Annotated in this window: 12 protein-coding genes; 4 read left to right on the top strand and 8 right to left on the bottom strand. The window is 31.6% G+C overall.

From position 1 onward, the window contains the following. Positions 1-263 precede the first annotated feature (263 nt). Positions 264-1,118, top strand: coding sequence for an AraC family transcriptional regulator (locus tag DK441_RS18580; protein WP_109852010.1), 855 nt, complete (start codon positions 264-266; stop codon positions 1,116-1,118). Positions 1,119-1,187: 69 nt separating this feature from the next. Next, positions 1,188-2,396, top strand: coding sequence for a multidrug effflux MFS transporter (locus DK441_RS18575; RefSeq protein WP_109852009.1), 1,209 nt, complete (start codon positions 1,188-1,190; stop codon positions 2,394-2,396). An 8-nt stretch (positions 2,397-2,404) separates the two neighbouring features. Here DK441_RS18575 and DK441_RS18570 read toward each other — a convergent pair whose 3' ends face one another. The 6 genes from DK441_RS18570 to DK441_RS18545 all read right to left on the bottom strand — a co-directional run bounded on the left by DK441_RS18570 (position 2,405) and on the right by DK441_RS18545 (position 7,211). Next, positions 2,405-2,971 (bottom strand): DUF2867 domain-containing protein, encoded by a 567-nt coding sequence (locus DK441_RS18570; RefSeq protein WP_109852008.1) that lies wholly within the window; start codon positions 2,969-2,971, stop codon positions 2,405-2,407. Between the two features lie 55 nt (positions 2,972-3,026). After that, positions 3,027-3,542, bottom strand: a complete 516-nt coding sequence (locus DK441_RS18565; RefSeq protein WP_109852007.1) for a GNAT family N-acetyltransferase — start codon at positions 3,540-3,542, stop codon at positions 3,027-3,029. A gap of 70 nt (positions 3,543-3,612) precedes the next feature. Next, positions 3,613-4,053, bottom strand: a complete 441-nt coding sequence (locus DK441_RS18560) for an SRPBCC domain-containing protein (protein ID WP_109852006.1) — start codon at positions 4,051-4,053, stop codon at positions 3,613-3,615. A gap of 96 nt (positions 4,054-4,149) precedes the next feature. After that, positions 4,150-4,659: a hypothetical protein gene (locus DK441_RS18555; protein ID WP_074408045.1), complete on the bottom strand. Its 510-nt coding sequence runs from the start codon at positions 4,657-4,659 to the stop codon at positions 4,150-4,152. Between the two features lie 99 nt (positions 4,660-4,758). Further along, positions 4,759-5,469: a hypothetical protein gene (locus DK441_RS18550; RefSeq protein ID WP_109852005.1), complete on the bottom strand. Its 711-nt coding sequence runs from the start codon at positions 5,467-5,469 to the stop codon at positions 4,759-4,761. A 281-nt stretch (positions 5,470-5,750) separates the two neighbouring features. Next, complete coding sequence (locus tag DK441_RS18545) at positions 5,751-7,211, bottom strand: aminoacyl-histidine dipeptidase (RefSeq protein WP_109852004.1); 1,461 nt, start codon at positions 7,209-7,211, stop codon at positions 5,751-5,753. 179 nt (positions 7,212-7,390) lie between these two features. Between DK441_RS18545 and DK441_RS18540 the strand changes: the two genes are divergently transcribed. After that, the gene (locus DK441_RS18540; protein ID WP_109852003.1) at positions 7,391-8,455 is read left to right on the top strand and encodes a DUF3810 domain-containing protein; all 1,065 of its coding nucleotides are present in this window, start codon (positions 7,391-7,393) and stop codon (positions 8,453-8,455) included. Here the strand turns inward: DK441_RS18540 and DK441_RS18535 are convergent, their stop codons facing one another. After that, positions 8,456-9,139 carry a hypothetical protein gene (locus DK441_RS18535; RefSeq protein ID WP_160112171.1) on the bottom strand — a complete coding sequence of 228 codons (684 nt, stop codon included), beginning with the start codon at positions 9,137-9,139 and terminating at the stop codon, positions 8,456-8,458. It lies immediately after the preceding gene. A gap of 247 nt (positions 9,140-9,386) precedes the next feature. Next, positions 9,387-10,082: a hypothetical protein gene (locus tag DK441_RS18530; protein ID WP_109852001.1), complete on the bottom strand. Its 696-nt coding sequence runs from the start codon at positions 10,080-10,082 to the stop codon at positions 9,387-9,389. A 155-nt stretch (positions 10,083-10,237) separates the two neighbouring features. On the opposite strand from DK441_RS18530, the gene DK441_RS18525 reads away from it, so the two are divergent. Continuing rightward, the gene (locus tag DK441_RS18525; protein WP_109852000.1) at positions 10,238-13,222 is read left to right on the top strand and encodes an amidohydrolase family protein; all 2,985 of its coding nucleotides are present in this window, start codon (positions 10,238-10,240) and stop codon (positions 13,220-13,222) included. The last annotated feature ends 20 nt before the right edge of the window (positions 13,223-13,242 follow it).

Raw genomic sequence — 13,242 nt, 5'->3', positions numbered from 1 at the left:
CATGTTTTTTTTGAAGTATTTAAAAAACATCATCCATACTTACACCTCTATATATAAGCACTTTACACAGGAGCATAAATACTACTATTTGGATAGAACACACATTGTTTTTTTGAAATTGACTACTATTCTTTATTTTATCCAAACAGCATATAGTATCATTAGAATTCATGATATTAAGCTCTTAAATATGTTCAAATAAATTATCATATACTTGTAATATTATTGCTGTTTTTAAGTGTAAATATGTCACACCTTTTTTTATGAAATTCAAAACTCATCAACTTGATATTAACAGAAAATATAATAAAGGAATCGTTGTTGATATGCTTTCTCATGATAACCCTTATGATGCTAATCAAATTCACAGGCATAATTATTATGAAATTCTTTTCTTTTTTAATGCAAATGGTGGGGAGCAAAAAATAGATTTCAAAGATTATAGAATCAAGGGGAAGACAATGTATACTATAGCACCCGGGCAGATACATTTATTAAAAAGAAATCCAGATGAAAATGGGATTTCAATTCAGTTTTCAAAAGAATTTTTATTATTAAATTTTTCATCTATTCATTTAGAATGGATGAATTTACTTCAAAATTATACAGAATTAATTCTCACAAATTCAAAATATGAAGAACTGTTTGTATTGACTCAAAAATTGCTTGTTGTTTTCGAAAGTGGAAATGAATTATCTTTTCAGAAAGTTCTCAATTATGTTAGTTTGATATTAATTGAGACACATGAGTTTATTAATCAAGAATACCAAGACGATGTAAATCACCAGAACAACATTGTATTACAGTTTACATCTCTTGTGCAAAAGCATTTTAGAAATAAAAGAATGGTAAAAGAATATGCTGTATTAATGAATATTTCTACTAATAAACTCACTAAGGAAATTGGAAATTGCCTTGGGAAATCTCCTAAAGAAATTATTCAGGAATATCTACTATTAGAAATAAAACGTCTTTTGGCTGTAAATGAACTGTCTCATAAAGAGATATCTTATCAGCTAAACTTTGATAGTCAAAATTCATATAATCGTTTTATAAATAACTATACAAAACTGACTCCATCTGAATTAAAAAAGAAACTGGTTGAGATTCATAAATAATAGAGTGATATAGCTAACTCTTCAGATTTCATTTCGTGGTATCATTGTCATACTATAAAATATAATCTTATGAATAACAAAACGTATTCTTTATCAATTATTGAATTTGTTTCTCTTATGGCTACCATGATGGCCTTAGTAGCTTTAGCTATAGATGCATTACTACCAGCTTTAGATGAGATTGCAAATACTTTAACTACAAAGAGCACTAACAATACTCAATTAATTATTTCGATCCTCTTTCTTGGCCTTGCTATTGGCCAACTAATTTTTGGAACGTTATCCGATTTTATTGGTCGAAAACCTTCAATATGCCTTGGAATTTTGATTTTCATTATTGGATGTTTAGTTTCTTTTTTTTCTACAAACTTAGAGTATATGCTTTTTGGTAGATTATTTCAGGGAATAGGGTTATCTGGTCCAAAAATAATCAGTATAGCACTAATTCGTGATCAATACGAAGGTCCAGCCATGGCCAGAATTATGTCTTTTGTAATGTCTATATTTATAATTGTTCCAGCTATTGCTCCAGCATTAGGCCAAGGGATTTTACTATTTGCGAACTGGAGGTATATTTTTCTAATGCTAACCATAGTTGCATTGGTGGTTCTATTATGGTTTATGGTTAGGCAACCTGAGACGCTACCCATTGGGCAACGAAAGCCATTTTCGGTAATTAGAGTTGTTACAATTATTTCTAAAATTTGTACCAACAGAGTTTCTTTAGGATATACAATAATGGCTGGGTTGGTTTCTGGTATTTTTCTAGGTTTTTTAAGTTCAGTTCAACAAATTTTTAAATCGTATAATTATGATCATCTATTTGTTGGTTGTTTTGCTATTCTTGCTCTTTTTATAGGAAGTGCCTCTATAGTAAACGCAAAAGTAGTACTACGCTATGGTGCGCAACATATGGTACGATTAGCATTAGTGATTCTTTGCTTGACTTCGATTATCTTCTTATTATCAAGTATATATCATTCCTTGAATTTTTTGAGTATCATGATATTTTTTATAATTTCTTTATTCGCTATTGGTATTTTGTTTGGCAACCTGAGCGCACTAGCTATGGAACCTTTGGGAGCTGTTGCTGGCATTGGAAGCTCTATAGTTGGCTCATTATCAACACTTATCTCTGTTCCTTTTGGAATCCTAATTGGTTTTAGTTACGACGGTTCGGCTATCCCACTAATCATAGGTTTTTTTATTCTTAGTTCACTCTCGTTAGGAATAATATACTGGGTAGAGAAGAAAAAAGACACACTGACAAACAGTTAAAAAAAGATTTATGACACCTGTTTACCTTCATTTCTCTTTTCTAAGAACAACAATTCTTTTTCCATTTTCATAAATATCTTTTTCATAAAATATCGATGAAACGGTTTTACCAAAAAGAAATATATTTTCCCTAAGGTATTATGAATTTTTACTATGGTAGCTAGTTCCATTATCTTGTCATCCCCTTCTTCATAACTAATAAAAGATAGTTTAAAATCCAGATGTTTATCTGTCTGTCCTGTTAATAATTCTATATCATTCTTGTCCAGCACATCAAATATTGCAATACTATCCCCTATATTGCCTTCAAACTCGTTCAAATATGTTTCTCTTTCTACTTGAGTTAGTTTAGTTGCCGTTTTCAGCCCTAATTTTTTGGCTATTTTCTCTCTAGAGAGTAATAGTTTTGTAAAGAACGGAGAGAATGCTTTAAAGAATGCTATCATACAATCTTTTGGTTTGGGCACTTCTTTTAGCGATGTTGTTCTTAATTGAAAAACATCAGAGTAACTTATATCCTTACTTTGTTTAGTAATCAGGTATTCTTTATTGAGTTCAATCTCTGTTATTTTCATTTTTCAAAATCTAAAATCACACTTTTTTATCCATTGCGTATTGCAATAATTTCTACTATATCTTTTTATTTAAGATATAATATCTATGTTCATTCCAAATTTTACCATTCTTAACAATTGCTTTTTGGAATATTCCTTCTTTTTTAAATCCGCTTTTTTCGAGGACATTCATCGAAGCTGTATTATATTCAATAACTCCTGCGTATATTCTGATCAGGTTTAATTTTTCAAATCCATATTTGGTTATCTGGTCTACTGCCTTTGTAGTAATCCCTTTACCCCAATAGGGTTCTCCTAACCAATACCCAATTTCTGCCGATTTTCTATACATATCATCTTGTAGTATCAGTGATATAACTCCACAAAGTTCTCCTCTATATTCTATCCCAAAGCTTACTGTAGGGTCCTGTTGCATTGTCATCTTAATAAAGGATTTAGCATCCTCTTCGTTATAAGGATTTGGAAAATAATCTCTTAAGTTGTTTGATATATTATTATTGTTGGCAAGTTTTGCTAATTGTGATTTATCTGATTCTACAAGCTGCCTTATTTTAATTTCTTTGTTATCCATAATTCATTAAGATATTAATAAACCTAAGTAATGACTTGGTTATCTCTGGGAATAGGGTTTTGTTGTACATCTATTTTTTCGGCATCAAGTATTCTTTTAAACTACTTTTGATAAAGTACTCCCAACCCCCTACACAACTCTCTCTTGTAAATTCTGGAATGTTTGATGGAAAACTGTGTATTATTTCGGTGGTCAACTTAAGTTTAACATGACTCTTGTTTTCAAACAATTCGAATGTTACACATGAATCTCCGTTATATTCTTTATATCTCCAATTGTATTTTATCTTTTGATTTGGTATAACTTCTGTTATCTTCCAGAGGTGAGTAAATTTTCGGTTTTCGACCTCGACAACAAATTGTGTTTCAAATCCTTCTTTAGCTTCGAACGATTCAATTTGTTCAAAAAACCATTTTTTCATTTGGTCTAATTCTGTTATGGCTTTCCAAACATTTTCTAGGGTCGTCATATAAGTTTCTTCTACTACAATTGGTGCGTCTGTATCTTTCATATGACAAAATATTTTGATTGTGTTTTTTATTTTCTATCGAGGAGTTTTTATTTTTCGTTTCATTTTCTAATAAAATAAAGCATACCTATTAAAAGGTTAATTACATCTAGATTCTTTAACTGTAGTCCCGGTACATACCCATTGATCCTCATAGATCGATTCGTAACATATTTTCATTTCAAAATTACTTTTGTTTACTTTTGCATAAAGAAGTTCTGCCCATATTGGGTCAACAACTTTTATCATATTTATTGATTCTCCTGCAGGTAAGACTCGATTTTGAACTTCTGCTGTCAGATGCGGAAATTGAGTGGTTCCGAGAAGTTTAGAAAATAAGGAATCTAACACTGGAACAGATTTATTATTCAATTTTATAGCTGCTTTGTTAATTATTGCAGGACCAACGCCATTATTACGAACTTTTAACACTACCCCATCATCCTGGTTATAAATAATTCTCCATTCTAAATAAGGCCATACCGAAGCATGTTGTTCTTTTTGCATTAGATTTGTTTGGTAGATATAAACTGCAACTGTAATAATATTAATAGTAATAGCTATAAGTCCTACTTTTACGCCACTACTTATTTTTTTATTTTTTTTCATACTATCTTTTCGTCTAGTGCATTATGATTTGTAGTTTTTATGATTTTCTTGTCTTCATAAATACGTACCTATGACAGGTTGTTATCATTTTTAAACATCCTACTTTTCTATTAATGTTGAAAAATTATCAAGATCTATATCCGATAGTTTACCATTACAATTCTTTATTATTTTTCCAAGTAAATAAGGGCCGGTTTCTTTTTCGTATCCAAGTCGAATATACGTATAACAATCACTTTCTCTTAGCTCAGAAAATTCTGTTACAAAATAACTAACTCCGGTTTTCTCACTTTCATCAGATTCGTCACCAAAATAGAAACTCGAAGCTATGTCGGCTTTTCCTTTTTGGCTATGATTTGATTTACCAAATTCTGTTATCTCAATTCTATAATCGACTGTAGTATAATTAAATCGTTTAATTGTAACCGCAATAGTAAGATTACCCTTTTTACCTGTTAATGTTATTCGACGATTTATTTTTGGAGTTTCTGGAAAATAAATTGTATCTGTATCATTTAAAATCAACAGATTATCTGAAAGTGTAATTTTCTTCTCTCCTAATTTTTTGAGTCCTTCAATGAAATTTTCTGAATAATCAGACTTATTTTTAATACTAATTTCAGTTTTCCTTTCATCGATGTTATGTCGCTTATCATTAGAAAGGTTTACTTTTTTATTAGGATATGAGTTATTTATAGCTATTATTTTTGTTGTATCTACAAGAACCGAATGTGCTTTTTTATTGGTTTGTGAGTTACCACACCCCGACATACTCATTATAATTAGAACTACTACTATTTTTTTTATCATTATTATTTTAAGGTAACGCACAGCTATTTTATGCTAATTATATAATTAAAAAAAGACTAGAGTCGATTTCTACTGTAGTTTAAAAGTAATTAATTCAAGTGAATATGATAAGAAAATTCTACAACAATGAATTAAAGGGTTATTATAGAATGCTTTTAATGTATACTTCTATAAACCGAAAGACCTACCTTACTTATACGAGATATCATATTCTGGTATAAGTAAGATAGGTCTATATACTATCAATTTTTTAATTAACAGTTATAGTCAAAAGGTGACTACTATTTCTTTGGAGTTTCTTTTAAGATTTCTTTTACGAATTTCCAATATTTCTGTACCGATGAGATGCTTGTTCTTTCATCTGGTGAATGTGCTCCTAAGATTGTTGGGCCAAATGATATCATATCCATATCTGGATAATTCTGCCCCAGGATACCACACTCTAATCCTGCATGACAGGCAGCTACATGTGCTTTTTCACCATTAAGGTTTTGATACAATTCGTCCATTACTTTTAAAATTGGAGAATTCATATTAGGCGCCCAACCAGGATAATCACCACTAGTAATTACTTCACATCCTATTAACTCAAAAGTAGCTCTTAACTTGTTTGCAAGATCTAGCTTAGAAGATTCTACACTACTACGGGTTAGACATTCGATAGTGATATCTCCTTGTCCTATTGTTATTTTAGCAATATTATTAGAAGTTTCTACCAGATCAGGGATTGAAGCACTCATGGTATACACTCCGTTATGTGCAGCATATAACGCCTTTATTACCCCTTCCTGAACACCTAACTCCATTACCTGCGCTGGTAAATCAGTAGTATTAATTTCTATGGTAAGATCAGGATCAGCAATAGAAAGCTCATTCTGGATTGTTTTTGACAACTCACCTATTTCGAATTCAAAAGCTTTTGCCTGTACTGCATCTACTACAACTATCGCAAAGCTCTCTCTCGGGATTGCGTTGCGTAGGCTTCCTCCTTTTACTTCACTAATTTGTAAACCAAAATTCTCAAAACCATCAAACAATAGTCTATTCATTATTTTATTAGCATTCCCTAATCCTTTATGAATATCCATGCCAGAATGCCCACCACTAAGTCCTGTAATAGCAATTGTATATCCTACTTTACCCTCTGCAACTGGTTCTTCTTTGTAATTTCTTTTTGCTGTAACATCAATTCCGCCGGCACAACCAACTCCTATTTCATCATCTTCTTCGGTATCCAGGTTTAGTAATATATCTCCTTGTAACCATCCTCCTTCTAATCCCATAGCACCTGTCATCCCAGTTTCTTCATCTATGGTAAGTAATGCCTCGATAGCAGGATGTGCTATATCTGTAGATTCTAGAACTGCCATAATAGTAGCTACTCCTAATCCATTATCGGCACCAAGAGTTGTTCCTTTGGCTCTAACCCAATCTTCATCGATATACATTTCTATACCTTGGGTATCAAAATCAAAATCGGTATCTGCATTTTTTTGATGTACCATATCCAGATGGGACTGCATCACCACTACTTTTCGATCTTCCATTCCCGGAGTAGCTGGTTTTCTTATTAGAACATTACCAACCTTATCTATTTCGGTAGTTAACCCTAATGATTCTCCAAAATTTTTCATAAACGCAATGACACGTTCTTCTTTTTTTGAAGGTCTGGGGACTGCATTAAGATCTGCAAATTTATTCCATATCACTTTAGGCTCAAGGCTTCTTATTTCTGAATTCATAATTGATGTTTAAATATTGACAGCTTTATATTATAGATATGCAGCAAAATTCTAAATTTTAAATCAAGTATCAAAGCATAGTGCTATCAAAGTCTCAAAGTTTCTAGAATCAAACGAATAGATACTAAAAAACTCTTAATTCTTCATTCTAAATTGAGAATTGTAAATATCTTTATCCCATGCAATCTAAGACAAAACTTTATCTCACCATATTACTTCCCGTTCAAATCATTCTGATTCAAATTCTTTCTTTTTTCCCCGAAGTTATAGAACGATTTTATAGTAACGGCTTGTTTGTTTATATCTCTAAGGCTTTGCGATATGTATTTGGATGGCTTCCATTTTCTTTTGGTGACATTTTATATTGTGTTTTGATTATTATGCTAATACGTTTTTTATTTAAAAAAGTATTTAAGAAGCGTTTGTTGTGGAAAGAAGTAGTATTGGATATTGGTGCTACTTTATCTATTGTGTATGCTTGTTTTCATATTCTTTGGGGAATGAATTACTATAGATTACCCCTACATGAGATATTAGAATTAGATGACGAATATACTGAAGAAGAACTAATTACCGTTTCAGAAAAATTAATAATTCAAGCCAATTCTTTGCATTTGCAACTAGAATCTAACGATTCTCTACCGATACACATCCCCTATTCTAAAGAAGAAATATTTCAAAAAACAGTTCCTGCATACGATCAGTTACATCAAATATTTCCTATATTACAATATCACCCTAAAAGTATTAAAACGTCTATATTAAGTCTTCCTCTTACCTATATGGGTTTTAGCGGGTATTTAAATCCTATTACCAATGAAGCGCAGGTAAATGGACTAATACTCAATTACAAGGCACCTACTACTAGTTGTCACGAAGAAGCACATCAATTAGGGTTTGCCAAAGAAAATGAAGCCAATTTTATAGCGGCATTGACTACAATGAATTATGATGATGTATATTTTAATTATAGTGGGGCTACCTTTGCCTTAAAATTTTGCCTAAACGATCTTTATCTTCGTAATGAAGAAAAAGCAATCTGTCTTATCGAAAAGTTAAGACCTGGTATTAGAAGAAATTATATCGAAGTAAATGAGTTCTGGGAATCTTTTGAAAATCCCCTGGAACCCATTTTTAAAAGTACTTACGATAGTTATTTAAAAGCTAATAACCAACCTGATGGTATGGAGACCTATAGTTATGTTGTAGCTTTATTAGTTAATTATTATAAGACAAAGTTGTAATTATAACAATGTATTATAGTAATTTATAATTTTAACTAAATCTGCTTCTTTTTTAAATTTCAATTTCTTTGAAGCAGCAAACTTTTCAAGTTCTTCTTTTTTATCTTTTAAGATACCTAAAACATCTTTCTTTTTAAGTTTTATCCTTGTTAAATCCCCTGCTCTATTTTTTATAAAATACTTATAATCTTTAATAAAACTTGGAGGAACATAATTTCCAAAACCTGATTTAGGTTCAACCGCTTCTTTGATTTTCTTTTTTGCCTTTAGGACCAGAGAAGTTTCTTTATTTTTATTGAAAATTATAAAATAACCAGTATTCCCTTTTTGATCTAACCTCTGATATTCATAGTCCTTTAAAATAGTCTTAATACCTTCTCCTTTTGACAATACATATTTTTTATCGTTTGCTGCAACCTCTATTTCATCAGAATATGCGTCATACCTAACAGCACATTTATGAATTTTTTTATTATCAAGATATACTTCAGCAATCATATACTCTTCTTCGTGGTATTTACTTCCCGTAATAGATTCTTCAGAATAATTTGTTACAATAGGTTTCGCATATGCACTTAAGACGGTAGAAGTACCATCAGAATTTAATTCAGTATTAACCTGAACTTCTTGACTAAAAAGAAAAAGATGAAAAAATAAACCAAGAACAACAACATTTTTTTTCATAAGAAACATAATTTTAATTCAATTAGATAAAGTAAATATTAAGTCTACAAGAAAAAAAACTTACCTGTTAAATAAACCTTAATTAACAACCTTTGCTATATCAATTGTTGCTTTGCAAATGATACCTCTATTAAATTGAGGTTTCTGAATGTATTTATTCTGTTTCTATTGGAAGTTAAAATAGAAAGGATAGTAGAAATTATATTTTTATCTTAAAATTAGTGCAAGACAAGACTCTAAAATAGCACTACAATGTATTGTAGTAATCTATAATCTTAATTACATCTGATTCTTTTTTAAACTTCAATTTCTTTGAAGAGGCAAATTTTTCAACTGCTTCTTTTTTATCTTTCAAAGCAGTAAGAATGTTATTCTTTTTTAGTCTTACTTTCTTTAAATCACCTGAATTGTTTTTTATAAAATAAGAATAATCTCTATAAAAAGCCGGTGGTTTATATTTCTCAAAACCTGATTGAGGTTTTTTGGCATCCTCAATTTTTTTTCTTGCTTTTAATACTAATGAAGTTTCTTTGTTCTTATTAAAAATAATAAAATACTCTTCTACTCCTTTTTTATTTAATAATACCCCATATTCATAGCCTTTCAAAACCACCCGGATTTTATTTTCTTTAGAAAGCACAAATTTTTTATCATTTTCTATAACCTCAATTTGATCATGATAGGCATCATAACGAATAGCATATTTATGAATCATCCTATCATCAACATAAATCTCTGCTATTTTATACTCCTCATCATAATATTTATGTCCCTTTATCGATTTTTCGGTATAGCTATTTCCAGTAGGGCTACTATATACGTTAAGTACTTTTGTAGTATCATATGCCAAGTTATTACTAGAATTAAAGTCGTTGTTTATATTAGTTTGACCAATCATCAAAGTATTACCAATCCATAAAAAAAGAATAAAAAAACTTTTCATTATTATACATTCTATTGTTAATCAACATAGTTATAACTCTAAAAATACAAATTTAATAGGGTAATAGCTAATGTTAAAACAATCTTAATTAACAACCTCTTTTTATTTCAACCATTATCTTTAAATCTGATTCAATTTACTTTTACACTACATTTATGAAAAAACTTCTATTATCACTTACGGTGATATTCGGAATTTTAAATTCTTACTCTCAAGATTATTTTCCAAAAAATGATGGGGTTAACACTACCAATTCTAATTACACCGTATTTAAAAACGCAACGATTCACACAACACCTGATACCGAGATCAAAAATGGAACTCTAGTTATCCAAAAGGGTAAGATTATACAGGTAGGGAATGCCATTGCAGCCCCTGCGAATAGTGTGATAATTGACCTAAAGGGGAAGCATATCTATGCTTCTTTTATTGATCTGTTTACCAATTTTGGTATCAAAAAACCTAAACGAAAAGGAGGAAGTCCTTTTAGTGGTAATCCTCAATACGAAGCTTCCCGAGAAGGGTACTACTGGAACGATCACATTCGTCCCGAAACGAATGCTTTAACATCATTTAAATATGACGCCAAAAAAGCAACAGAATATGTAAAAGAAGGGTTCGGAGTACTTAATACACACATGCCCGACGGCATTGTAAGAGGAACAGGGCTATTGGTGGCTCTAAATAATGAAGGTACAGAAGGGGATCGATTATTAAGTGATCGTTCATCACAATTCTTATCTTTTTCTAAGAGTAATAAAAGTAAACAAATATACCCTACATCACTTATGGGGGCTATGGCACTTCTAAGACAAATGTATCACGATGCCGATTGGTATGCTGGTGGTAATGCAACCAACAAAGATCTATCACTAGAAGCCTTAAACAGAAATAAAAACCTTCCTCAAATTTTTGAAGCTGAAAGCCGAATAAACGGGTTTAGAGCTGATAAGGTTGGGGATCAATTTAAGACACAATATATACTTGTTGGCGGTGGAGATGAATATGCCAGAATCGACAAAGTAAAAGCTACTAATGCCAAGTATATCATTCCTCTGGATTTTCCTGAAGCCTATGATGTTTCAGATCCTTTTATGGCTAATTTGGTAAGCCTTGGAGATATGAGACATTGGAACCAGGCCCCGACAAACCCTTCGGTATTATCAAAAAATGGGATTACCTTTTCTTTGACTACACATAAACTAAAAAAGATAGCAGATCTTAAAGATAGAATCATAAAAGCTATTGAGTATGGTCTGGATACAAAAACTGCCATTGCTGCTCTAACAACAGTACCTGCGCAGATTTTAGGAAAGAGTAATCTTTTAGGAAGTATAAAAAAAGGAAGTTATGCCAACTTTCTAATCACTAAAAGCGAATTATTTTCAAAAGACAATATCATTTATGAAAACTGGGTACAGGGTCGTAAAAATATAGTGAATGATATGAATGTTACCGATATTAACGGTAACTATACGCTAACCGTTGCCGGAAAGACCTATGATATGTCTATTTCTGGAAAACCTACAAAACCTAAAACCGAAATAAAACTTGGAGAAACAAAATTAGGATCCAAAATAAACTATAAAAATGATTGGGTAACTATCACTTTTACTGATACCGACACTACTAAGACGCAATATACAAGGATTGTATCCAGTATTGCTGGTGCTCCTAATTTTTGGAGCGGTAAAGCTATTCTTCCTAATGGAGCACAAACTTCTTTTTCTGTAAAAAAGAAACCTGAAGAGTCTTCAGAAAAAAAGGATAAAAAATCAACCGACAAAAAAGAAAAACCCGAAGTTCTTCCTGTGGTGTACCCTAATATAGCATATGGAAACTCTCAATTACCAAAGTCAGAGTCGTTACTATTTAAAAATGCAACAGTTTGGACTAATGAAACCGACGGAATTTTAACAGAGACCGATGTATTAGTCAAAAATGGTAAAATCACTGCTATTGGTAAAAACCTTAATGATAGTAGCGCCAAAATAATAGATGCTACAGGAAAACATCTTACTTCTGGTATTGTTGACGAGCATTCTCATATCGCTGCGGCAGCAATTAATGAAGCTGGACATAATTCTTCTGCCGAAGTAACTATCGAAGATGTTGTTTCTCCAGATGATATCGATATTTATAGAAATCTGGCCGGTGGTGTAACCTCAATTCAGATACTTCACGGTTCTGCTAATCCAATCGGAGGACGTTCTGCAATCATAAAATTAAAATGGGGAGAGAGTGCTCATAATCTTATCTATCCAAATTCACCCAAATTTATCAAATTCGCATTAGGCGAGAATGTAAAACAAAGTAACTGGCAAAGTTTTAGCCGTTTCCCACAATCAAGAATGGGAGTCGAACAATTGTATATAGATTACTTTTCTCGTGCAAAAGAATATCATAAACGTAAGACCAGTGGTAAACCCTATCGCAAGGATACCGAAATGGAAACCCTGGCAGAGATCATAAACGGTCAACGTTATATCAGCTGTCATTCTTATGTTCAAAGTGAGATCAATATGCTAATGAAGGTTGCCGAAAAATTTAATTTTAGAATTAACACTTTTACTCATATCCTAGAAGGATATAAATTAGCAGATAAAATGGTAGCACATGGTGTTGGAGGGTCTACCTTTTCTGATTGGTGGGCGTACAAATACGAAGTTAATGATGCGATCCCATACAATGCTGCAATTATGCATAAACAAGGGGTAGTTACTGCAATTAATAGTGATGACGGAGAAATGTCTCGCCGTCTTAATCAGGAAGCTGCAAAATCTGTTAAGTACGGTGGTGTAAGCGAAGAAGACGCTTTGAAATTTGTAACTCTTAATCCTGCTAAACTTTTACATATCGATGACAAGATAGGAAGTATTAAAATAGGTAAAGATGCAGATTTGGTACTGTGGACAGATCATCCATTATCTATATATGCTAAAGCAGAAAAAACTATAATCGAAGGAGCCGTGTATTTTGATCTTGAAAAAGATAAGGCTATGAGAAAATCTATTGCAGCAGAAAGAAATAAACTTTCTACTATGCTTTTAAAGGCAAAAAACAGCGGTCTTAAAACACAGCCTGCCAAGAAGAAGGAAAAGCAACATTTCGAGTGCGAAACTTTAGAAACTATTAATTAAACAAAATATAGATCAGACTA

Origin of the sequence: Aquimarina sp. AU58 (genome assembly GCF_900312745.1) — a bacterium.
GTDB classification, from domain to species: domain Bacteria; phylum Bacteroidota; class Bacteroidia; order Flavobacteriales; family Flavobacteriaceae; genus Aquimarina; species Aquimarina spinulae.
Note: the sequence above shows the minus strand (reverse complement) of the source record. Positions and strands in the feature narration are given on the sequence as shown.

Bases quoted from the DNA above. Each gene is read 5' to 3' on its own strand.
- DK441_RS18580 (WP_109852010.1), top strand. From the start codon at position 264: ATGAAATTCAAAACTCATCAACTTGATATTAACAGAAAATATAATAAA.
- DK441_RS18575 (WP_109852009.1), top strand. From the start codon at position 1,188: ATGAATAACAAAACGTATTCTTTATCAATTATTGAATTTGTTTCTCTT.
- DK441_RS18570 (WP_109852008.1), bottom strand. From the start codon at position 2,971: ATGAAAATAACAGAGATTGAACTCAATAAAGAATACCTGATTACTAAA.
- DK441_RS18565 (WP_109852007.1), bottom strand. From the start codon at position 3,542: ATGGATAACAAAGAAATTAAAATAAGGCAGCTTGTAGAATCAGATAAA.
- DK441_RS18560 (WP_109852006.1), bottom strand. From the start codon at position 4,053: ATGAAAGATACAGACGCACCAATTGTAGTAGAAGAAACTTATATGACG.
- DK441_RS18555 (WP_074408045.1), bottom strand. From the start codon at position 4,659: ATGAAAAAAAATAAAAAAATAAGTAGTGGCGTAAAAGTAGGACTTATA.
- DK441_RS18550 (WP_109852005.1), bottom strand. From the start codon at position 5,469: ATGATAAAAAAAATAGTAGTAGTTCTAATTATAATGAGTATGTCGGGG.
- DK441_RS18545 (WP_109852004.1), bottom strand. From the start codon at position 7,211: ATGAATTCAGAAATAAGAAGCCTTGAGCCTAAAGTGATATGGAATAAA.
- DK441_RS18540 (WP_109852003.1), top strand. From the start codon at position 7,391: ATGCAATCTAAGACAAAACTTTATCTCACCATATTACTTCCCGTTCAA.
- DK441_RS18535 (WP_160112171.1), bottom strand. From the start codon at position 9,139: ATGAAAAAAAATGTTGTTGTTCTTGGTTTATTTTTTCATCTTTTTCTT.
- DK441_RS18530 (WP_109852001.1), bottom strand. From the start codon at position 10,082: ATGAAAAGTTTTTTTATTCTTTTTTTATGGATTGGTAATACTTTGATG.
- DK441_RS18525 (WP_109852000.1), top strand. From the start codon at position 10,238: ATGAAAAAACTTCTATTATCACTTACGGTGATATTCGGAATTTTAAAT.